Consider the following 23,452-nt stretch of genomic DNA (forward strand, 5'->3'; position numbering starts at 1 on the left):
TTGGGTAACATTATTCTAGAGTTGTCTTCTTCTAACCCATTTGGTTGGTCCTGGCTACCTGAATAAATCTCTACCCCGAAATTTTGAGCGGATACCTTAGGTTGTTATATAAAACAATAAGTATGATTAACAATAAAGCAATAAAGCTTATTATATAAATAAAATTTTTATTCATGAGAATAATCAATTATTATTTATACTCTAACTAAATAGTTTTTTTAAAGAGTATTGTTTTCGTCAAAATATGTGAAGTCACTATAATTTATTCAGTATAAATAACGTCAGATATTGGATTTATTATTCTTCTATCAATTCTCCATAAGGATGCACTTAGTAAAAAAAAAGAACGACGCGGCAGTTCTAAAGTGAAAAAGGAACGATGTGTATCAAAATGAACTGCTAAATATAAGAGTCTGGGGTTGATCTTCTTCAACTAACAAAACTTTTGACTTGAACAGCAATTTTTTCTTCGTCTGGTTCGGCTGCTAGAATTTTCTCTGCACCAAGGTCTATGTACATATCCAATTCACCAAAACGTCGGAAGAGAGGGTCATTGGTGATCAGCCAACCATCTTTCTCTAAAGCGTGTTTTACTACATCATGGAAAATGTCCAACGCCTGCATAAATTACTGTTGAATTTTCCTAACGGACAAACTCCCCTTGAGCAGCAGGAGCGATCGCTTGTGTTAATTCCTCTTGAGTTTCAGGTAAAATTGTCTACCAGTGTGCATCCCAAAATTGGATATTTTTTTACTTGGAAGTCCCTTAATTAGGAAATCAGGATTTTTTCTTGATTACAGACTACTATTTTTAGTCGCATAAACGCATAATAGAATAGTGACTGATTTGTTCGCCCCTTTACAATCTCTCAAACAAGGTCACTGGTTCAAGCTCATTTGCGGAGCCAGCTTCCAGCATTTGCCGGCAGTCAGAAGTTTAACGTTAGCCTATACTTTGGCGGGCGCTGACTGCATAGATGTCGCAGCTGATCCAGCAGTGATCGCAGCAGCGCAAGCAGCGCTACAAGTAGCCAGAACTCTTGCTAGGGAAGCCCAAAAACGAGGCTTTGACTACAAAGGCAACTCACCCTTTTTGATGGTCAGCCTGAACGATGGAGAAGACCCACATTTTCGGAAAGCAGAATTTAATCCTACTGAGTGTCCTACAGACTGCCCTAGACCCTGTGAACGGATTTGTCCGGCACAAGCAATCGTGTTTAACAGTATAAAAGAAGACTTTTCGGGAGTATTATCACAAAAGTGCTATGGCTGCGGTCGTTGTATACCAGTTTGTCCATATGATATAATTTATACAAGTTCATATATGTCAACGCCGGGAGCGATCGCGCCATTGGTAATGTCAACGGGAGTAGATGCCGTAGAAATCCATACAAAAGTCGGGCGGTTGGCAGAATTTGAGCAATTATGGCAAGCAATTTCACCGTGGGCCGATCAACTAAAGTTACTAGCTATCAGTTGTCCCGATGGCGAGGGGATGACTGACTACCTGAGAGCAGTATATGACTTGATTACCCCGCTCAACAGTGCTTTAATTTGGCAAACCGACGGTCGTCCGATGAGTGGTGATATTGGCGATGGCACTACTTTGGCGGCGGTGAAATTAGGGCAAAAAGTTTTGGCAGCTAAGTTACCGGGATATGTGCAGTTAGCAGGCGGCACTAATAGCTATACCGTTGCTAAGTTAAAGACAATGGGACTGCTGAAGAGAGCAGAGGGAGCAGGGGGAGATGAGGGAGCAAAATCTTCCTCATCCCCCTCATCCCCCTCATCCCCCTCATCTATTTCTGGTGTCGCCTACGGTAGCTACGCCCGTGTACTGCTGTCACCAATTCTTGAACAGTTAGAGAATAAGGAGGTAAGTAACACCAATGTAAAGGCGACTGTTCGCCTAGAAGAAAATGATACATTACTTTGGCAAGCTGTAGAACTTGCCCATTCTCTCGTTTCCCAGATCAAGTCACAGCAGGAGCGTTAATCGCTCGTTACGGAAAATTACCCACGGCGGATTCTCCTGCACGTAAATGTCCTCGCTATCTCTAAAAACGTCACCATAGAAAGCATGACGATTACAGACGATCTCCAAAAGTTATTAGACATTTTGCCCCAAGACCTGCGACAAGCACTAGAGAGTCATCCCAAACGAGATAGTTTAGTAGAAGTGGTCTTGGATTTGGGGCGTCGCCCAGAGGCTCGCTTTCCCAATCAAGCTGAGTATCTGAGCGAAGTACCCGTTACTCAAGAACAGATAGATGATTGCATTCAACGAGTCGGAATCTTTGGCGGAGATAATCGGGCAGGAATTGAGCAAACTTTGCATCGGATCAGCGCCATTCGCAACCGCACGGGTAAGGTTATTGGCTTGACCTGTCGCGTTGGTCGGGCGGTATTCGGAACCATTGGCATGATCCGCGATTTGGTAGAAACTGGTAAATCGATTCTCATGCTGGGGCGTCCAGGCGTGGGCAAAACTACTGCCTTACGGGAAATTGCCCGTGTTTTAGCGGATGATCTGCATAAACGAGTGGTAATTATTGACACCTCCAACGAAATCGCTGGGGATGGTGATGTTGCTCACCCCGCCATTGGTCGCGCTCGGCGGATGCAAGTGGCTCATCCAAATCAACAGCATCAGGTGATGATTGAGGCAGTGGAAAACCATATGCCAGAAGTCATTGTCATTGATGAAATTGGCACGGAATTGGAAGCTTTAGCGGCTCGTACCATTGCGGAACGGGGTGTACAGTTGGTGGGTACTGCCCACGGGAATCAGCTCGAAAATCTGATTAAAAACCCCACCCTGGCTGATTTAGTTGGGGGTATCCAAGCTGTGACGCTGGGAGACGACGAAGCTAGACGGCGGGGCAGTCAAAAAACAGTTTTGGAGCGTAAAGCCCCTCCGACCTTTGAAATTGCGGTGGAAATGTTGGAACGCCAACGCTGGACAGTACACGAAAGTGTTGCTGACTCAGTAGATAATCTGCTGCGGGGGCGTCAGGCTACTCCACAAACGAGAACCGTTGATGATCACGGCAAAGTCGCTGTTACAAGGCAGTTAGCTGTTGTCAACGGTCGCGGTGGACACTTAGCGACAGTGGAAGAATCTTTCGCACCGGCGCGACCCTCTAATGGCTCTAACGGTTGGCGTTCATCTGGACAAATGGTAGCACTGCCGCAATTGCCAGTAGAGCGGGTGACTGGACGCAGTGAGTTCGATCGCTTGCTGGATGAATCCTTCAATTATTCTGAGAGCATTGATTTAGATGCTGCTACCAGACAGCCAGGGCCAAATGGTGAAGATTTGCCACTGCACGTTTACCCCTATGGCGTTAGCCGCCACCAACTTGAACAGGTAATTAGTGTGCTAACTTTACCCGTGGTATTGACAAAAGACATAGATAGTGCAGATGCAATTTTAGCACTGCGATCGCACGTCAAAAACCACGCCAAATTACGCCAAATGGCCAAAGCCCGTCATGTACCTATCCACATGATTAAGTCCAGCACGATTCCCCAAATTACCCGTGGTTTGCGGCGGCTGCTGAACATCGACGACCCGGAGATGGCCGACGACCGAGAATTGCAACTGTTTTTGCACAATGGTAGCGATGATGAGATGGATGCCTTGGAAGAAGCTAGACTTGCTGTTGAGCAAATTGTGATTCCGAAAGGACAGCCAGTGGAATTATTGCCGCGTTCTCCCCAAGTCCGCAAAATGCAACATGAGTTGGTAGAACATTATCGCCTCAAGTCGCATAGTTTTGGCGAAGAACCAAATAGAAGATTGCGGATTTATCCGGCATAACCTCACCTCCAAACCCTCTCCGTTGGCGTCAGCCTGCCATTAGGCATAGCGGAGAGGGAAGTCAGACAATTTTGGATTTTGGATTTTGGATTTTAAATCTTCAATTCCATTATCCAAAATTTAAAATCTAAAACAGGAGTCAGAATACAGAATTCAGAATTCAGAATACTGTACCCATAAAGCGCAAAGTCGAGCCAGTGCGTTGGGCGGGTTTCCCGACTTGAAGCAACTGGCGTCGGAGCGGCGGCTTCCGCCGATCTGAACTTTGTAAGACAGGAATAGAGTTTTAAGGCGAGAATATTTTAATTTTTTTCGCTCATAATTCGGCTTGGTTTTAAACCAATATTCATTACCCAGCGATGCACTGAGCCGGTCGTTGTGTCGGACTCCAATTCAATTCTGAATTCTGACTCCTGAGTTCTGAATTCTTCTTATAAAATTTGTTAAACTCTCGTAAACCTTGTTTTAACCTCGAACTCTCAAACTATAAAGCATAGATTTGCGAGGTTTGAGATATGCTTCGGCTCAAAGGTTATATATTATTTCTCTGCTTTTTTTTAGCATTATCTGTTTCAGTCATTCTAGGGAGTATGAATTTTGTTCAGGCTATTGACAGCCGCAACCCAAAGCTTCCCAAGCTAAATACTCTATACGGACAAGCTCCGATAGTAATCGGTCATCGCGGCGGTGGAACTGGTTATCGTCCAGAACATACGGTGGGAGATTTTGGGCGCGATGTGATTGGTTCTCACAACTTAGGAATTGAATTTGGTGCAGACTACATTGAACCTGATTTGGTAGTAACCAAAGATGGAGTCCTCATTGTTCGCCACGAACCTCTATTGGCAACAGTGAAAACAGATAACAATGGCAAGATTGTTTACGATGCTCATGGGAAACCTACTATCCAAGAAGCGACAACAAACGTTGCCGATGTTTCGGAATTTGCTAAACGTCTAACAACCAAAGTCCTTGACGGGAATCGTGTTACAGGTTGGTTTGCAGAAGACTTTACTTTAGCTGAGATTAAGAAACTGCGGGCAATCGAGCGCCTGCCCAATATTCGTCCTCAGAATACTAAGTATAATGGTGTGTTTCAAATCCCTACTTTTGATGAAGTTATCAACCTTGCCAAACGCAGCGAAGCAAAAACTGGTCGGAAAATTGGTATCTATCCCGAAACCAAGCACCCAACATATTTTGCAGAAGCTGGCAAATATTTAGATGGCACTCCTATCCATGTCAATACTTCACAACTTCTAATTGATCGCTTGGTTGCCAACGGCTACACTAATCGCGATCGCATTTTTATTCAATCTTTTGAAGTCTCTAATCTGAAAGAATTAAAAAATAAGATCATGCCTGCTGCTGGAGTCGATATTCCTCTGATTCAGTTAATTGATAGCAGTGGCGCTCCTTATGACTTTGTTTACCACAAGGTTGCTCAAACCTACGCTGATCTGATCACTCCTAAAGGATTGACCCAAGTTAAAACTTACGCAACTGGAATTGGCCCTGACAAACGGCTAATTGTCCCTGCCTCTGCACGATTGAATAACCAAGGTCAACCGATTGATATTAATGGAGATGGGCAGATTAGCGATGCTGATAAGTTCCTCGGACAGCCAACTTCCTTAGTTAGTGATGCTCATAATGCTGGCTTGCTACTCCATCCTTACACCTTCCGCAGCGATTCATATTTTCTGTCCCCTGACTACCACGGGCAACCGCTTCGTGAGTTTGAACAGTTCATTAAGTTAGGAATAGATGGCTATTTTACTGACTTTGCTAATTTTGGATACGTTGCCAAGCAACAAGCGATACATCGTCCCGTAAGCCTCAAAGTATTAGAGTATGGGAGCTTCCAAAAATCCACTAATCCCATTAAATAATTCGTAATTGTGCCAGTCTTTCAAGGTTTCCATTAACAAAATCCCCTCATGGGGACTGAAACCCCAACCATGACTTGTTTAACTGCCAACTCACCCAATTAGGTTTCTATTAACAAAATCCCCTCACGGGGACTAATATTATGTCCGCTTGATCACTTATTAAACCCGGAGAACCCCAAAGAGCCAAAGCTGTGCTTTATCTCCCCTCCCCGCCTGCGGGGAGGGGTTGGGGGTGGGGTTCTTTTATTATGGGTAATTTGGCGGACATGATATGAAACCTCGATTCTTGAAGTAGGTTGTAGGCGATTTTGAAAATCAGTATTCTCCGCGAACCTTGGGTTTTTTGAAGAAAAAGCGGGAAAACTTAAACTTAGGTTGGCCAAGGTTTTTCCGCAATCCCTCCATGTAAATGTAAAACACTGGAGTCAGATAGAGAGTCAATATCTGAGAAAACAACAATCCACCAACGATCGCAATCCCCAAAGGACGACGCGCTTCTGAACCTACCCCCGTCCCCAAAGCAATGGGCAATGTGCCAATTAAAGCTGCCATCGTCGTCATCATAATCGGGCGGAAACGAGTTAAACAAGCGGCATAGATGGCATCAAAGGAATTTTTCCCTTCCTTTCGCTGCGCTTCAATGGCAAAGTCCACCAGCATAATACCATTTTTCTTGACAATGCCCACTAGCAGAATGATGCCGATAAAAGAGTAAAGATTTAAATCAACCTGGAAAATCAGCAGCGTTAGTAATGCGCCAAAACCCGCCGAAGGCAGACCGGAAAGAATGGTGATCGGGTGAATGAAATCCTCATAAAGGATACCGAGAATCAGATAGATTACTACAATAGACACCAACAACAGCGCACCTAAATCGTTGAAAGACTGTTGAAAAGTCTGGGCTGAACCCTGAAAACTGGTGGTAATTGTTGAGGGTAGTATCTCACTGGCTGCTTGCTTGATGGCATCTGTAGCCTGACTTAGAGACGTTCCTGGTAGGGTGTCAAAAGAGATAGTCGAAGAGGGGAGTTGAGCAACGTGAGCAACGGTAAGTGGTCCGACATTCTGGGTGATAGTAGCGATCGCACTCAAAGGAACCAGTTTTCCAGTACTCGATTGCACATATAGTAGCGATAGGGCGCTGGGATCTCGCTGAAACTCTGGTTTCACTTCTAAGATTACATAAAATTGGTCATTTGGGGTATAAATAGTAGAAACTTGGCTAGAACCATAAGCGGCGCTGAGGGTTTCTTCAACTTGTTGGGCGGTAATCCCCAGAGTTGCGGCTTTGTTGTGGTCAAATTGGACTTGGATTTGGGGAGTGCTGAGTTGTAAATCGCTGTCAACGTTCTGAAGTCCTGGTAGGGTTTTGACTTTTTCTACAAGTTTAGGAACGTATTGGCGCAGGTCTTGCAAATTTAAGCTCTGCAACGTGAACTGATAAGTAGAATTAGTTTGTTGCCCACCGATGGGAATAGCTGGCGGAGAGCGGAGGAATGTCTTAATCCCAGTTGTACGTCTCAACTTCGGGGTTAGCTCTTGAATGATTTGGTCAGCACTGAGTTGACGTTGATCGCGTGGTTTTAGCCGAATGGTAATTCGCCCGCCGTTGACTGAACCGTTCGGGCCACTTGCACCCACAATCGAGTCAACTGCATCAATGTTGGGGTCTTTACGAATGATATCAACAACCGTTTGCTGGTGACGCCGCATATCATCAAAAGAAATATCTTGCGCGGCTTTCGTGTTCGCCATTAATTGTCCAGTGTCTTCCGTAGGAATAAATCCTTTGGGAACGATGACGAACAGATAGATGGTCATTAGCAACAGAATACCAGAACCAATCAGCGTCATCAGGCGGAATTTTAAAACCGGCTTGAGCGTCCAATCATATCCCCGCAGTAGGAAATCAAATCCCCCTTCTAAGACTTGATAGAGCCGATTTGGTCTTTGCTGATGGGATGAACTTAAGAAACGACTGCACAACATGGGGGTGAGACTGAGGGAAACAAAACCCGAAACCAAAATTGCCACTGCGATCGTTACGGCAAATTCATGAAATAATTTACCGATTATTCCACTCATAAACATGATCGGGATGAACACCGCCACTAGGGAAAGGGTCATTGACAAAATGGTGAAGCTGATTTCTTTTGATCCCTTCAATGCTGCGTCTAAGGGAGATTCGCCCATTTCCCGATAACGGACGACATTTTCCAATACCACGATCGCATCATCCACGACAAAGCCCACGGAGAGGGTCAACGCCATCAGTGAGATGTTGTCTAGGGAGAAGCCCGACAAATACATCACGGCAAAAGTGCCAATGATCGCTACAGGTAGCGCCAAACTGGGAATCAGCGTCGCAGTGACATCACGCAAGAATAAGAAAATCACCAAGACAACTAGACAAATCGAGAGAACCAAGGTAAACTTTACGTCGTTGACAGAGGCGCGGATGGTTTGGGAGCGATCGTACATAATCCCCATCTCAATGGATTTGGGAACTTGTTCGCGGAGCGTAGGTAAAAGTTCATTGATGGCATCAACGATATTTACAGTGTTGGCACCCGGTTGCGGCTGCACAGCGAGAACAACAGAATGGCGGTTTGTCACCTTGCGATCGCTATACAAATTCGAGACTTTGACGTTTTGTTCACTGTCAATCACCTGCCCCAAATCCTGGAGTCGCACGGGCGCACCATTGGCGTAAGTGACAATTAGCTGGCGATAGCCGGCAGCATCGGTGAGTTGACCATTCGCCTGAATCGTATAATTTTTGTAAGCGTCAGAGAGACTGCCGGTTGGCAAATCAACATTTCCCTGTTGAATTGCAGTTTTTACCTGAGTTAGACCAATTCCCCGCGATGCCAACTCTCGCGGATCAAGCTGGACGCGGACTGCATATTGCTGTTGACCATAGACCTGTACCTGAGCAACACCATCAATCATCGAGATTGGCTGACCAACTGTTACCTCTGCGTATTCATCTACTGTCGAGATTGGCTGTGTCTCAGAATACATATAGAGGTAGAGAACTGGTGAGACAGACGGGTTGACTTTGCGGTAGGTGGGCGGGTGAGGCATTCCGGCGGGCAGTTGTCCTGCTGCTGCTGAGATAGCCCCCTGCACATCTTTGGCGGCATCTTCCACTCTGCGGCTAAAGTCAAATTGTAGGGAGATGTTGGTGCTGCCAGTTGAACTGGTGGAATTGAATGAATTGAGTCCGGCAATTTCGGTAAACTGTCTTTCTAGGGGGGCGGCGACCGAAGATGCCATTGTTTCGGGCGTGGCACCAGGGAGACTAGCAGAGACAGATATAAAAGGATATTCAACGTTGGGCAGCGCACTGATGGGTAATAGTAGATAACTCATCAGACCGAAGATGAGGATACCCATCATTACCAAGGTGGTCATGACTGGACGACGGATGAAGAGTTCTGAAAGGTTCATGGGTTTTGTTCTCCCAGAAATGTGATGGGGATGCGATCGCTAAATAGCAATACGCTTGGGTTAAGACTTAACTCTTTCTCAAAGTCAATTTTTTTAAACGTAGACGCGGAGCGGCTTGCCGCAGGCTACCGCAGAGGCGCAGAGGGCGCAAAGGAAGAGAAGGAAGAAATATTTAACTGAACTGTGTTGAAATATATATAATTTCAACGTGAGTTTGATAAATGTGTGATGGGTGCAACGGCTCTATCTCTGATTTCTAAACATCTCTAACGCCTCCTTCACTGCTTCTTGAACAACCGGATCTGGATCTTCTAAAAGCTGGGATACAAACTCCACAGCCTCAAACGCTTTGATTTTTCCTAAAGCAAACGCTGCCCGACTCCGAACCCATTTGCTAGGGTGTTGAAGTCCTTGAATTAATGCCTCGACTGCTCGAAGTTCTTCGAGTACTAGTACTACAGAAAAGCCGGAATCATATTTTTCGTCTTGCAGCAGATTAACAAGAGTATTAACTACTTTAGTTTTCAGATTACTTGGTGGAATTTCTATTTGATAGGTATTGCTCATATATAGGTCGTTATGAAGTAGTTGTACGGTTTGCCAAGAGGAATCTTCAGGAAATGTTTTCAGAAATCTTTCGAGAGCTAAGTCTGTAATTCCTGAGTTGTATTTTCGATATGCAGCAGCATACTTTTTCTCATCTTTCTCTATATAACCTTTACGATCGATGAACAATCCCCCAGTCTCGTAAGATTCTGCCAGAGTCAACATCATAGCTGTTAAATTTGTATATTGCAGTGAAATTTCGGCAATTTCAGAGATATGAATTACAGGAGAAGTTGTTTGTTCCTCATCCATTGCGACAACTGCTAAAAACTCGATATCCGACATGTAGACTGGCAAGACAGGTTTACCTGCATACTTATACATCAGGGCTATTTCTTCATGTTCTTCTACCCAAGCTTGAGCCTCTTGCACTGCTGACTCTAAACTTAGAAGAAACATATAATAAAATATCCAATCATCTGCACAATCATATTTGGGATATCCATTTGACCATTCATAAATTTCCCGAACTTCTTGGGATACTTTAAAAGATAGAGTACTCAACACACTATCTATTTCCAATGGACTTAAACCTGATGCCAATGATGCAATCTTTACTGGATGATTTTCTTGAAACCAGTAATTAATTCGGTCTAATGCATCTTTAATATCTGACATAAGTGTTTAATTCGTAATTGAGAAAATCAGAATTAGGGTGTGTTATGCCGTAGGCTAACGCACCTTGAATTATTGACGGTGCGTTAACTGAAAGCGTAACTACATTTAAATCTCTTAACTCTCTGTGTCCTCTGCGCCTCTGCGGTTCGTTTAAAAAATAATTAATTTTTACAACTCATTTAGGATTGCGATAGATTCTCTAACTCAGTCAGTTGTAAACTGCTATTGCTTGTTGAACATCACGATCGCCCGCCTGAAAATGAAAATACCCGACGGAACTTAACTTGACTGAGCTTTTTCCGCCATGATTCCATATATATAAAGAACACAGGAGTTAAATACAGGGTCAATATCTGAGAAAACACCAGTCCGCCCACAACTGCAATACCCAGAGGACGGCGGGATTCCGAACCAGCCCCAAATCCGATCGCAATCGGTAAAGTTCCCATTAGGGCTGCCATCGTCGTCATCATAATCGGGCGGAAGCGCACCAAGCAGGCTTGATAAATCGCCTCAGAGGGTTTTTTCCCTTCATTTCGCTGGGCTTCAATGGCAAAATCCACCATCATAATCCCGTTTTTCTTAACGATGCCCACCAAAAGAATTATGCCGATGAAGGAGTAAACATTCAGTTCGACATGGAATATTATCAGCGTTAACAATGCGCCAAAACCTGCTGAAGGCAAACCGGAAAGAATCGTAATCGGGTGAATGAAATCCTCATAGAGAACACCCAGGATCAGATAAATTACTAAGACTGCGATCGCTAACAATAAACCCAAACTCGGCAGTGAACTTTGAAATACCTGACTTGCGCCCTGAAAGTTTGTGGTAATGCTGGCAGGAATCACCTGATTAATCAGTTTTTCAATCTCTTCGTTGGCATTTCCCAAGGACACACCGGGGGCGAGGTTAAAGGAAATCGTGGCGGCGTTCATCCGACCGTTATGATTGACCATTAACGGGCTGACTCCCTGAGATAGTTTGGCGAATGTCTTCAGAGGAACTGCTACTCCTGTGCTGGAGTTAATGTATAGTGTCAACAAAGCATTGATATCCTCCTGATATTGGGGCGCTAATTCCAGAATCACTTGATATTCATTGGTCGCTGCATAGATGGTTGACACTTGGTAGGAACCGTAGGCACTTCTCAAGGTACTTTCGATTTGATCGGCCGTGATCCCATAAGTTGAGGCTTTATCGCGGTCAATGTCAATTTGAATCTTAGAAGCAAACTGTAAATCGCTGTTCACATCCTGGAGTTCTGTCAAGGTCTTCATCTTGATCACAAGTTGAGGAACATACTCCTGTAAGGGTTTGACATCTGAACTCTGGAGTGCTAATTGATAAAGTCCTGTGCTTTGTTGAGCGCCAATGGGAATCGCTGGGGGATTTTGTAAGAATACTTGGATGCCGGGAACAGTGGCGAGTTTGGTTCGCAAATTTTGCACGATTTCGTCGGCACTAAGCTGGCGCTGCGATCGCGGTTTTAACCGAATAAACAAACTACCAGAATTGGCTGCAACTGCTGCCCCACCGCCACTTCCACTCGCTCCCGCCCCAATATTGGAGTTGACTGCATCCACGTTCGGGTCTTGGCGGATCAGGTTAGCAACTGTCTGCTGATGCTGGACAAGATTATCAAAGGATGCATCCTGGGCTGCTTGGGTAATGCCTGTAATTTGTCCGGTATCTTCGCTAGGAATAAAGCCTTTGGGAACGATCACCAACAGCCCAACTGTCACCAGCAATAGAAAGCCAGATAAAATCATCGTGGTGCGGTGATATTTTAAGACTTTTTTGAGACTCCAATCGTACAAACCGAGGAAGCGATCGAAGACATATTCGGAAGCTTGATATAACCGACTTTGATGGGCATGATCCGCCGGACGCAGAAAACGACTGCACAACATCGGAGTCAGACTCAAAGACACAAAACCAGATACGAGAATTGCCACTGCGATCGTCACCGCAAATTCATGAAATAATCGTCCCAGGACTCCACTCATGAACAACATCGGGATGAAGACTGCAACTAAGGAAAGGGTCATCGACAGAATTGTGAAACCAATTTCTCTCGACCCATTCAACGCCGCTTCTAGCGGACGTTCCCCCATTTCCATGTGACGGACGATATTTTCCAGCATGACGATCGCATCATCCACGACGAAGCCCACGGAAAGGGTCAACGCCATCAGCGACAGGTTATCTAGTGAGTATTGCAGCAAATACATTACAGCAAAGGTACCAATCAGCGAAACGGGTAACGCCAAACTGGGAATCACCGTCGCCGAGAGGTTCCGCAAAAAGAGGAAGATTACTAAGATAACTAGAGCGATCGTCAGAATCAAGGTAAATCTGACATCATCTACTGAATCTCGAATTGACTGAGATGCATCATAGAGAATCCCAATTTCCACGGATGCCGGAATCTGCTCTCGCAAATTCGGAAGCAATTTTTTAATCGTGTCTACGACTTGCACCGTATTGGTTCCGGGCTGTCTTTGAATGGTAAGAATAATCGCGCGGGTGTTGTTGTACCAACTTGCTAGCTTGTCATTTTCTACACTGTCAATAATCCGCCCCAGTTGATTGAGATAGATGGGCATTCCATCTTTGTAAGACACAATCAACTGACGATAAGCAGCCGCATCCTGGAGTTGCCCGTTAGTTTGGACTGTAAAATTCTTGTGATTTCCCGAAAGACTACCGGTAGGTAAATCGACGTTACCCTGTTGAATCGCCGTCGCCACCTGATCTAGCCCGATTTGCCGCGTTGCCAATTGCTGCGGATCGAGTTGAATTCGAGCCGCATACTTTTGGGAACCGTAGACAGCTACTTGTGCTACTCCATTGATTGTAGATAGCTTTTGCGCCAAATAAGTCTCAGCATAATTGTCTACCTGAGAAAGCGGCAGAGTCGGAGAATCCAAGTAAAGGTAGAGAATCGGTTGATCGGCGGGGTTAACCTTGCTGTAAGTGGGAGGATTGGGTAAATCCGTCGCTATTTGCCCCGATGCTCCCGATATCGCTGCTTGCACATCCTGCGCCGCGTCATCAATATTCCGACTCAGGTTAAATTGCAGCGTAATTTGAGTCTGTCCCAAAGTGCTAGTTGAGTTGAGCGAATCGAGTCCAGCAATAGTTGAAAATTGCTTCTCTAGGGGACGGGCAACTGATGCTGCCATCGTTTCGGGGCTGGCTCCCGGTCGGGCGGCACTTACCTGAATTGTGGGATAATCCACACTTGGTAAATCGCTGATTGGCAGCAAACGATAACTCATGAAACCGAAGATCAAAATCGCCGCCATTACCAGAGTCGTCATGATCGGGCGGCGGATAAATGGTTCTGAGAGGTTCATGATTCACCTCCGCCTGACTTCGGGGAATTATTTCTTTTTGACTTCTCTACATTTGAGTTATTGCCGGCTGTTTTGATGCGGATTTTGCTACCCGAAACGAGATTAGCTTGACCATCGGTGACAATTTTATCGCCTGGTTGCGGTCCTTTCTGAACCACATCTAGCCCATCAATGCTACTACTAACTGTAACTGGAACATTTTCCACCGTCATATCTGGCTTAACTACAAAAACAAACTGTCCATCCGGGCCATTCTGTACGGCTTGCGAGGGAACAACCGTTGCATTCGGTTCTTCGGTCAGCGTCAGCGTTGCATTCACAAATTGACCGGGAAACAAATGTCCCTGAGTGTTGTCAAAGTCGCCAATCAGTTGAATTGTCCCTGTGGTGTTATCGACCGTATTATTGACAAATGTCAAATTACCTGGTATGGGATGAGCTTGATTATCAGGGAACGTCACATCTACCTTCAGCTTGCCATTCTGCATATACTTTTGTACCTGGGGCAGATTTGTTTCGGGAATGGAAAAAGCAACTTGAATCGGGCGAATTTGAGTCAGGGTAACAAGTGGAGTCGTGCTGTTAGCTTGTACCACATTGCCCTGAGTCACCAAAATATTGCCTGCGCGACCATCAATCGGCGCATAAATTTTGGCGTAAGATAATTGCACTTTGGTATTGTCTAATGCTCCCTGGTCAGAACTGACAACAGCTTGAGCATTAGCGATCGCAGCTTGATCGCCCTTGACAACAGCTTGAGCATTAGTCAGCGCCACTTGATCGCTTTTCAAAACAGCCTGAGCATTAGCGATCGCTTCTCGATCTGCTTGCAGGGTTGCTGTAGCCGATTTACTGTTGGAAACGTATTGCTGTGCTTGATCTAAACTGATCGCGCCCTTCTTATACAATGCACCATAGCGATCGCTCTGTCCCTGAGCAAAATCTGCTTGTGCTTGATCCTTGGCCAAAGTCGCCTGGGCTTGTCGCACTAAGGCTAGGTCTTTGATTAAAGTCGCCCTAGCTTGGTCTACCTGACCCAAGTCTCTAGTTAATCCAGCTCTTGCTTGTTGTACCGAAGCTTGGTCTTTGGCGACAGTTCCTTGAGCTTGCTGGATTGCAGCAGCTTGCGATCGGTCATCCAGGGTAAACAAAAGTTGTCCCTTTTTCACATCTTGACCTTTCTTGAAATAAACTCCAATGATCCGTCCACTGGCTTCGGGCGTAATCGATACCGTAGAACCCGATTGCACATTGCCGATCGCCTGCAATTGGATCGGAACCGTTTTTTGTGTCACCATTGCCACAGTTACAGGTGTCACTTGCTGCTTATTACGGGCAGATTTTCCCGTTTTCTCTGTCTTGGCTGCACCCGCATGGATACCCAAAATAACCAGCCCAGCCAGCACCATCACGCCCAAAATTACCAAAATAATCTTTCTTGGCGATCGCGGTAACTTCGGTTTTATCCTGTTCTCAGTCAAACTCTCGTTAGAAATTTCATGGTTCATTAGAACCTCCAGTGGATTTTAGTGGGGGGTTGAAATCCCCCGCAGTCGCCACAACGGAGGGAACCCCCGCAAGGCGCTGCTCTTCTTATGTAACTCTTTTTAATTTTGAATTATTATCGAAACAGGAGTCAGGAGTCAGAATTCAGTTGGGTATTCTATACGACTGGCGGATGAATAACCGGATTTAAGACCCCCACCAAATTGAAAATTTGGTGGTCTTCAAGACGCTCGCGGACTGACTACCTCTGCGCTATCAGTGGCGGGTCTGAATCCCCTACTGATTGATTCTGACGCCAAGCCGAGGAGCGTTTCCGGCTTTGCTCCTGAATTCTGACTTCTGAATTCTTCTTCAAGACTTACTTAGCTGCCGATGTAAAAGTTTGAGAGCTTGTTTTTCTATCTGCCGGACTCGTTCCCGACTAATACCCATACGTTGAGCAATCTGTTCTAGAGAAAGTTCGTTACCGTCAGTCAAACCAAAATGCAACCTTAATATTTCTTGTTGTTGTATAGGCAGATTTGACAATAAATTTTCAACGTCCTGATTGAGAGATTCCTCGGTGGTATAGCCATTATCAGAATATCTGTAATCTCTGATTAAATCTTGTAATTCTGTATCTTTTTCTGGCCCAACTCGAATATCGAGGGAGAGAGTTTGACGAGCCAAAAGCAGAAATTCTCGAATCTGACTAGGCTCTAAAGAAAGTGCATGAGCAATTTCTGCACTGGTGGGAATGCGACCCAGTTTTTGAGATAATTCTCGCTGAACACGCTTAATTTTGTTTAACTTTTCATTGATGTGAATGGGTAATCGAATCACGCGCCCTTGCTCGGCGATCGCTCTGGTAATTCCTTGACGAATCCACCAGTAAGCGTAGGTTGAAAACTTGTATCCTAGAGCCGGATTGAATTTCTCAACCCCTCTCTCCAAACCCAAAGTACCTTCTTGAATTAAGTCCATAAACTCTAAGTTACGTCTCTGATATTGCTTGGCAATTGATACCACCAACCGAAGATTAGCCGCGATCATTTTCTGCTTGGCTTTTTTCCCTTGATTTAGCTGCTGAAGTAGTTCCTGTTCACTTAACTGCATCTGGTTAGCCCATTCTGATAGTGTGGGTGTACGCTTTAATTTCACAGCCAGTTTTTTTGATTCAGCAAGTATTGTGATCATCTGCTGAATTTGTTGGGCAAAAAGAATTTCTTGCTCGTGGTTTAATAGAGGTATCCGTCCAATTTGTTGAAGATAGCTACGTACTGTATCAGTTGGAGATTGAGATGCTTTGGTTGTGTTACTAGCTTTGGTATCTGGGAATGTTAAGTTACTCATAGTAAGTTAGCCTCCGCCTATTAAATAGGGTATTTTGTATTAGCGAAAAACCGGAGATAGTGACTCGACGATCCATAAAGGTTTTTATATAAAAACCAGGTATCAAGCACTAGCTCTAAAAGAGCAATCAACACCCAAATTGCTAGAGAAACAGTTACAGGTAGGCTGAGATCGGGAAACTTCCTTTGCAAATCGATAATCCCAAATAACAGCAAAAACAGCAGTGAAACTCCCAAGAGAAAGGACAATTTGACGATCGCCAGAATGAAACGGCTCATCTCTAGGATGCGATTGTAAAGCCGGGAAAATCCCTCTAGGATTTCTTCCATGTTATTGATGACAAGTAAAATTTGTTGTCGGTGCAAATGGGTAGCTAAGGAGGATTGTTGCTGCACTTGCGCCCATTCATGTTCATTCTTGAAATTATCTAAAAGCTTGTCCAAAGGTAGCACTTGGGAGCTAGTTGCCCAGATTGGTAAATCCTTTAAATGCAAGGGAACTAAATAGTTAATCAGCGCGATCAGAGTTTGATCAAAATTACTGAGTTCGGGGGGAAGAGACTGAGTTAGACGAATGAGTTGGTCAATCTGAATCTGAAGTGTATAGTAGTCTTCATGCCGCCTTTGAGCGATCAACTGACTATTAAACGTGAGGAAAACAATTAACACCCCCAATAAAGCCGCTAGGGATTGGGATACAGCAGAAAAGAATTCAATCGCCACCTGTTTAGGCACTGTCAGCCAGGGAGAATTTTCCCGCATAGCAAAAACCAAGGTGGCAACAAATACAACCCCGACGATCGCTAGCTGATGGCGGGTAACAGTAAATATGACTTTCCGCACTAGGGGAGTGTTACTGAGTTGAACCAGGATTTGCAGACCTGGGACTGGTTCACAAATTTGAAGTCGTTGGGCTTGGCGGGTTGACATGATTGAAAGTGATGATACTAGATATTGTCAAAAGTATCCGTATACTTATTGCCCACGCTGTAAACTTACATGATTAGCCTCGGACTGAATCGATTTGCTCAGGTCAGCAACGGCGCTAGCGTACTGAGGATCAGCTAATGTCCCCAAGGTTCGGTTTTGCAATAATGCTTGCTGTTGTGCCTCGGTTAACGCCACAGTAATATCTGGTGCAATGCCGACATGATTGATATCTCGACCTTTCGGCGTGTAGTATTTGGCGATCGTTAGTTTCAGTGCTGAACCATCCTCCAGTGGCTCTACGGATTGAACTAAACCTTTACCAAAGGTGCGTGTCCCTACTAACCTGGCGCGATTGTCATCTTGCAGCGCTCCCGACAGAATTTCGCTGGCGCTAGCAGATCCCTTATCGACCAGTATGACTAAGGGTTTGTCGGTGAGAGGATGTCCCGACGCCTTGTAGCTATCTTTAACTTGATCTCGATTTACCAAAGACACGATCGCTCCTTGCTTCAACCACATACTGGCAATTTGCAAACTCGCATCCAGCAGTCCACCTGGATCGGAACGCAGATCCAAAACGTAGCCCTGCACCTGCTGTTTTTCTAATGCTTGAATTGCCCGATGCATCTCTGCTGCCGCAGTTTGCGTAAACTCTGGCAAACGAATGTAACCAATCTTACCCACTGCCGTTGTTTGCGTGTTGTAAGTTACAGGATGGATCGCAATATTGGCGCGGGTAAGTTTGAAAGTTTGCGATTGGCTACCCCGTTGAATCGTGAGTACTACCTTGGTTCCCACTGGGCCGATAATCCGCTTCACGGCATCCTCAATTTTCATTCCTTGAGTTATTTGACCGTTAATTTGGACAATTACATCTTCGGGTAAAATACCCGCTTTAAAAGCAGGCGTTCCTTCAATTGGAGCGACAACGGTTAAGGCTTTGGTTTTTTCATTCTGTGCCAGTTCCAGCCCGACACCACTGAGATTGCCAGAAAGGTCATTATTTAGGGCTTGGTATTCCTGGGGGTCGAAAAACTCCGTGTAGCGATCGCCTAATTTAGCCACCATTTCTTGAATCGCCCCATAAGCCTGTTTCTTGGAACTATAGGAACGGCTAATATACTGCTGTCGAATTGCTTTCCAATCTTGATGATTAAAGCTGACATCAACATAATTTTTATCGAGGATTTGCCAGACCTCATCCACCATTTGTTTGGGGCTAGGTTGGGCTTTACCTAGAGCGGTTGAAGCGTATAAACTACTTCCTGTCAGGATTACGGCTATAACGGCGAGTTCTATCTTGACGATCAATTTTTGCTTGAACATAACTTTAACTATTGAAGAAGAATACAGAATACACAATCCAGAATCCAGAATTCAGAATGCAATCAGTGAAAGACTGAATACCCTCAGTCGTACATAATTCATGCTGAATTCTGACGACTGAATTCTGAATTCTTCTTATAAAACTACTAGGAATTATCTTAGGATTGCCCTTTACGGTGGGGATAGGCAGTCTTAAAAATATCCTGGATTTTAGTCTTCTGTTCAGCAGTGAGATTCAGACTCAACACTGCTTTACGCATTTTTTCACCATTTTGCAATTTCGTTGACAATTGCTTTACCTGATCTGGGGTCAGAACTGCCTCAACTTGCTTGCGAACTGCATCGCGCTTCTCGGCGCGATCCGCCGTATTCGATGCCGGAGAGTTTGTGGTATCAGATACCTTTGTCCCAGAGTCGCCCCCTTGAGACACATCTGGAGACTTAGAACTGGTGCAACCTGTCATTCCTCCAATCAGAATAGTTGCAAGGAGAAGGGTTGGTAAAATTATTTGTTTTTTGATCATTTACTTCTCTTGTTTTTGTTGTAAGTAATACGAGTGTTCTGACTCAATTTCGGTTTACGACTGTTTAGAAGATGTTTGAAAAGTTGCTACTTTTCTCACACCAGTTAATCTTAAAAGTTGGGATGGGTTTGTGCATGAGCTAGAATTCCTAACCTAAGCAGTAAAAAAGTACTCAAGTCATTGTGACTTTTTTCCTAATTTAGAAATAGTTAATCAGTCGGAACGGGTCTAGCGAGACTAGAGACAGATTCGTTATATAGGAAGAAGAGAAGAGTTTCATCATTCACCTGACTTATCACGTCATGTGAAAAAACCTAACCCACTTCCCGATGCAGGAAGGGGGAAAATTCAAAGTCTCTCTTCTTTTAGGAGTTACGGTGTACACACAAGTCATCGAATTACCCAAAAATCTTGAAAAACCTCACCCTGGTTCTGCTACGCAAAACCTGTCTCTCTCCTTGTTAAGGAGAGGGACAGATTTACCCTTGGGTAAAGCGAGGGTGAGGTTTGTGGGTTGTAGAGTCAATTTGGATTGGGAATTTTCGACTTGTGTGTACACGTAGCCTAAAAGGAGAGAGGTTTTCCAGATCCCATGAAAAGTCAGCATCATTCACAGCGCCCAGATATCCGACTTCTTCAACTATTTCCCTCTAAAATTGTGAAAATACCTATGGTTTTGTCAGAAAGGCCATTGAGTTGGAACAGTTCTATGGTTCGCTTGACCTACCCATCCTTTCGTCTGTTGCTTTACCTAGAATGGCTGTTATTAGCCACGGCAGTATTCATGGAAGTTCTGCTGCCGTTTCAGTTGTCCTGGTCGTTGCTGCTAGGAGTTCTGGCGATCGCAACTTTCAGTTTAATGGGCTTGAGACTACCAATGCTTAAGCTGGAAACAAAATTACTTTATACAGCCCTGGAATTCCTTTTAATTGTGCTGCCAGCGACTCAACATATTTTATCTACTCGCTCCGTTTTCCTGCTGTGTCTGGTACTGGTGATGCGGAGTTGTCTGATATTTAAGCAATCGGGACAGTTGGTTGTCTTAGGTTTATCTTTGCTTTGTTATGGAACACTGCTTTTATCAAGACCGATTGTACCTGAGAATTTTATGCCAGAGAAGCTGATCGCTATGTCCTGGGATTGGCGATTAAGTAATATTTTATTGTTTAGCTTAACGTTAGTATTCGCTTTATTGTTAATTAATGCCCTGCTTGCAGAACGCCAAAGTCGAGAGCAGTTAGAAATTGCCCATCAGCAATTAGAGATGATCAATCAACAACTGTGCCAGTATGCGCTACGGATTGAAGATCAGGCAACTTTGCAGGAACGCAACCGAATTGCCCGCGAAATTCATGATGGGTTGGGACACACTCTCGCCGCCCAAACCATTCAGATTAATAACACTTTGTTGTTCTGGCAATCAAATAATGATAAAGCATTGACATTTCTCAAACAGGCAAAGCAACAGGGGGCTGAGGCGCTGCTAGAAATTCGGCGATCGCTTTCTGTTTTGCGTTCCAATCCTTTGCAAGGGCAAACTCTCAAATCAGCTATTGAAAAGCTGCTGACAGATTTTCAGCAAACCACAGGTATTGAACCGTCCTGTAAAATTGATGTACCTTACACTTTACCAACAGAAGTAAACACGGCTCTTTATCGCATTGTGCAAGAATCGTTGACAAATATTTGCAAACACGCTCAGGCGACGAGTGTCACCGTTGGACTACTGGCTCACGCTGGGATGATTCATCTGTCAATCGAAGATAATGGAAAAGGGTTTAACCCCACTCAAAATACAACCGGGTTTGGGCTACAAGGGATGCGAGAACGAGCGGTTGCACTGGGCGGTCAGTTGAATCTCCACAGTCAATTAGGAACAGGTTGTTGTATTTCTGTTTCTTTGCCACTATCAAAGCTATTGGTGTTTTAGCTATGATTCGGATTTTATTAGTTGACGATCAGCATCTGATTCGCCAGGGACTTAAGAGTATGCTTGAGTCCAATGCCCAGATGCAGGTAATCGGTGAGGCGGAAAATGGGCAACGCGCACTCGAGGTGATTGCTGTACTACAACCCGATATTGTGCTAATGGATATCCGAATGCCGGTAATGGATGGCGTTGCTGCAACAAAGGCGATCGCTCAACAATATCCTGAGATTAAGGTTCTCGTCCTCACCACCTTCGATGATGATGAGTATGTTTTCCAGGCGATGCGGCTGGGTGCAAAGGGCTATTTGCTCAAGGACACCGAACCAGATGAATTAATGTTGGCAATTCTATCCGTCTACAAGGGACAAACCCTACTCGGCCCGGGATTGTTTGAGAAAGCACTCATGCCGATTGCCGCACCTGTCCCGTCAGTAGAACCCCGTCCAGAATTGGCGCAACTCACACCCAGAGAATTAGATGTATTGCGGTTAATTGCTTGTGGAGCCAATAACCGGGAAATTGCCGAATCACTGTTTCTTTCCGAAAACACTGTTAAGAATTATGTTACCAATATTCTGAGTCGGTTGAATTTACGCGATCGCACTCAAGCCGCTTTGTTTGCCCATTCGTTGTTTGGTGGATTGTGAATAATATGATTTTCATGAAACACTAGGCTGATCAGCAGTTTTGATCTCTCGCAAGATTCGTTCGACTTGTTTAACTTTTTCACCTCTATTCTGTGATTTGAAAATATTTAAAGCTTTTTCTAAAGAAGATAGTGCCTCATCTCGTTTATTTGTTTGCCACAATGCTAGTGCAAAATTAGTTAGGGCTTCGCCATAATTAGGATTAATTTCGAGAGCTTTTTGATATTCAGTAATAGCTTCTTCCCAGCGACTTTGGCTAGCATAAACCATACCGACCCCATTGTAAGCTAGAGCGTATTTTGGTTCGAGGCGAATGGCTTCTCGATAAGAGGTAATTGCTTCTTCTGGTTTCTTTTGCCGAAAAAGCACGTTTCCCAGTTGAAAGTGTGCGAAGGCATCTTCTGGGGATTTTTTAATGAATTTGCGTAAATTTTCCTCTGCACCTGTCAAGTCTCCTTGATTGTATAAAGCATTGGCTTCTTGCAGGAGCTGCGATCGCTCTGGTGTATCTGCGCCTGAAAACTGTGCTATTTTCTGCGGTTGTCTCTCAACAGACTCCTCAGGCGAATGCAAAGAAACTTTTGCAGGAACCGCTAACACTAATGGTGATAGACCAATTATAGTGATGATACTCAGCGTCATGCCGCTAAAAGATTGAACAAATGCTGATTTGGGTTTGCTCTTCAGCTTCATCGTCCTCAATGCCTCAATAATCTTCTTATCTCCATGATAAAATGTAGCCGCGATCGCTTTTCATTTATTTGGAATGGGTGGCTTATTGATCATGGGTGTCAACTTAACCTTAAAAGGGCGGTTAGAAACCGCGTCTACACGAAGCTTTACCCACCTCCGTGGGTTAAGAATCCTTGATTTTGTATTAGTCCACGGAGGTGGACGAGAGTTTGTGTAGCCGCGTACTCCTACGGAGAAGCAAGCTACGAGTCAGCGTGCCGGAGGCTCTATTCTATTCGCCCTGGCTCTAAGTTGACACGCACGCTTATTGATGCCACGCTGTACTAGCAGCTAGCTCTGATTCAGGCAGAAAAGCTAAAACGATATCTGGTAGAGAAACCCCCATCGCGATCAAATCTTGGGTTATGCCGTGTTCTATCCCATCATATTCAATATAAACCTTACCATTTTGTAGTGTTATATAAATTAGATTTCCTCTAACTCGCCGTCCTCTATCCCAACCCACTTGCATCAAAGCATACCTATCATGCATTTCATCAAAGATTGGGTCGAGTCGAATATCTCCATGCGAGGGACGAAGTTTACCATATTGTATAATTACCTGTTTGACTATTTCTCGATAGGTCGTGCTGGTTTCCATTGTCTGACCTCTACTGTTTGTAAATTGATGATAATTAATTTCAGTGGCATTTCTGTAATTACTAGTTCGCCAATTGGTTCATTGAAAATATTGCTATAGTATAATATCTGTAATTGCTAAATATAGTTTTCGCTCATTGTGAATGCTATCTCTTGGTGGCATTAATTAATC

16 protein-coding genes are annotated in these 23,452 nt (G+C 44.5%); 5 read left to right on the forward strand and 11 right to left on the reverse strand.

All coding sequences use genetic code 11. From position 1 onward, the window contains the following. Positions 1 to 429: 429 nt before the first annotated feature. Entirely contained in the window at positions 430 to 624 is a 195-nt protein-coding gene (locus tag V7L05_RS32925) for an element excision factor XisH family protein (RefSeq protein ID WP_335170480.1), read from the reverse strand. Between the two features lie 214 nt (positions 625 to 838). Here V7L05_RS32925 and ldpA point away from each other — a divergent pair, with 214 nt between their 5' ends. From ldpA to V7L05_RS32940, 3 genes are all read left to right on the forward strand, one after another. Further along, positions 839 to 1,996, forward strand: coding sequence for a circadian clock protein LdpA (ldpA, locus tag V7L05_RS32930; RefSeq protein WP_335170481.1), 1,158 nt, complete (start codon positions 839 to 841; stop codon positions 1,994 to 1,996). Between the two features lie 84 nt (positions 1,997 to 2,080). Then, positions 2,081 to 3,823, forward strand: coding sequence for a R3H domain-containing nucleic acid-binding protein (locus tag V7L05_RS32935; protein ID WP_335170482.1), 1,743 nt, complete (start codon positions 2,081 to 2,083; stop codon positions 3,821 to 3,823). Positions 3,824 to 4,413: 590 nt separating this feature from the next. Further along, complete coding sequence (locus tag V7L05_RS32940) at positions 4,414 to 5,715, forward strand: glycerophosphodiester phosphodiesterase (RefSeq protein WP_335170483.1); 1,302 nt, start codon at positions 4,414 to 4,416, stop codon at positions 5,713 to 5,715. A gap of 315 nt (positions 5,716 to 6,030) precedes the next feature. On the opposite strand, the gene V7L05_RS32945 is transcribed toward V7L05_RS32940, so the two are convergent. The 8 genes from V7L05_RS32945 to V7L05_RS32980 all read right to left on the reverse strand — a co-directional run bounded on the left by V7L05_RS32945 (position 6,031) and on the right by V7L05_RS32980 (position 19,371). Next, positions 6,031 to 9,168, reverse strand: coding sequence for an efflux RND transporter permease subunit (locus V7L05_RS32945; protein WP_335170484.1), 3,138 nt, complete (start codon positions 9,166 to 9,168; stop codon positions 6,031 to 6,033). Positions 9,169 to 9,411: 243 nt separating this feature from the next. After that, on the reverse strand, positions 9,412 to 10,392 hold the full coding sequence (locus V7L05_RS32950; protein ID WP_335170485.1) for a HEAT repeat domain-containing protein: 981 nt from the start codon (positions 10,390 to 10,392) through the stop codon (positions 9,412 to 9,414). 239 nt (positions 10,393 to 10,631) lie between these two features. Beyond that, complete coding sequence (locus V7L05_RS32955) at positions 10,632 to 13,754, reverse strand: efflux RND transporter permease subunit (protein ID WP_335170486.1); 3,123 nt, start codon at positions 13,752 to 13,754, stop codon at positions 10,632 to 10,634. Further along, positions 13,751 to 15,262, reverse strand: coding sequence for an efflux RND transporter periplasmic adaptor subunit (locus V7L05_RS32960; protein WP_335170487.1), 1,512 nt, complete (start codon positions 15,260 to 15,262; stop codon positions 13,751 to 13,753). The genes V7L05_RS32955 and V7L05_RS32960 overlap by 4 nt, the downstream gene beginning before the upstream one ends. Positions 15,263 to 15,611: 349 nt before the next feature. After that, positions 15,612 to 16,592: an RpoD/SigA family RNA polymerase sigma factor gene (locus V7L05_RS32965; RefSeq protein WP_335170488.1), complete on the reverse strand. Its 981-nt coding sequence runs from the start codon at positions 16,590 to 16,592 to the stop codon at positions 15,612 to 15,614. A 20-nt stretch (positions 16,593 to 16,612) separates the two neighbouring features. After that, the gene (locus V7L05_RS32970; protein ID WP_335170489.1) at positions 16,613 to 17,521 is read right to left on the reverse strand and encodes a hypothetical protein; all 909 of its coding nucleotides are present in this window, start codon (positions 17,519 to 17,521) and stop codon (positions 16,613 to 16,615) included. 45 nt (positions 17,522 to 17,566) lie between these two features. Beyond that, positions 17,567 to 18,847 carry a S41 family peptidase gene (locus V7L05_RS32975; protein ID WP_335170490.1) on the reverse strand — a complete coding sequence of 427 codons (1,281 nt, stop codon included), beginning with the start codon at positions 18,845 to 18,847 and terminating at the stop codon, positions 17,567 to 17,569. 158 nt (positions 18,848 to 19,005) lie between these two features. Next, positions 19,006 to 19,371 (reverse strand): hypothetical protein, encoded by a 366-nt coding sequence (locus V7L05_RS32980; RefSeq protein WP_335170491.1) that lies wholly within the window; start codon positions 19,369 to 19,371, stop codon positions 19,006 to 19,008. A gap of 709 nt (positions 19,372 to 20,080) precedes the next feature. On the opposite strand from V7L05_RS32980, the gene V7L05_RS32985 reads away from it, so the two are divergent. Continuing rightward, positions 20,081 to 21,301 (forward strand): sensor histidine kinase, encoded by a 1,221-nt coding sequence (locus V7L05_RS32985; RefSeq protein ID WP_335170492.1) that lies wholly within the window; start codon positions 20,081 to 20,083, stop codon positions 21,299 to 21,301. 2 nt (positions 21,302 to 21,303) lie between these two features. After that, positions 21,304 to 21,948 carry a response regulator transcription factor gene (locus V7L05_RS32990; protein WP_335170493.1) on the forward strand — a complete coding sequence of 215 codons (645 nt, stop codon included), beginning with the start codon at positions 21,304 to 21,306 and terminating at the stop codon, positions 21,946 to 21,948. A 12-nt stretch (positions 21,949 to 21,960) separates the two neighbouring features. Here the strand turns inward: V7L05_RS32990 and V7L05_RS32995 are convergent, their stop codons facing one another. Both V7L05_RS32995 and V7L05_RS33000 read right to left on the reverse strand, forming a co-directional pair. Next, the gene (locus V7L05_RS32995; RefSeq protein ID WP_335170494.1) at positions 21,961 to 22,641 is read right to left on the reverse strand and encodes a tetratricopeptide repeat protein; all 681 of its coding nucleotides are present in this window, start codon (positions 22,639 to 22,641) and stop codon (positions 21,961 to 21,963) included. A gap of 304 nt (positions 22,642 to 22,945) precedes the next feature. Continuing rightward, the gene (locus V7L05_RS33000; RefSeq protein ID WP_335170496.1) at positions 22,946 to 23,281 is read right to left on the reverse strand and encodes a XisI protein; all 336 of its coding nucleotides are present in this window, start codon (positions 23,279 to 23,281) and stop codon (positions 22,946 to 22,948) included. Positions 23,282 to 23,452 lie beyond the last annotated feature (171 nt).

It is taken from the genome of Nostoc sp. (assembly GCF_036917755.1).
Taxonomy (GTDB): domain Bacteria; phylum Cyanobacteriota; class Cyanobacteriia; order Cyanobacteriales; family Nostocaceae; genus Nostoc.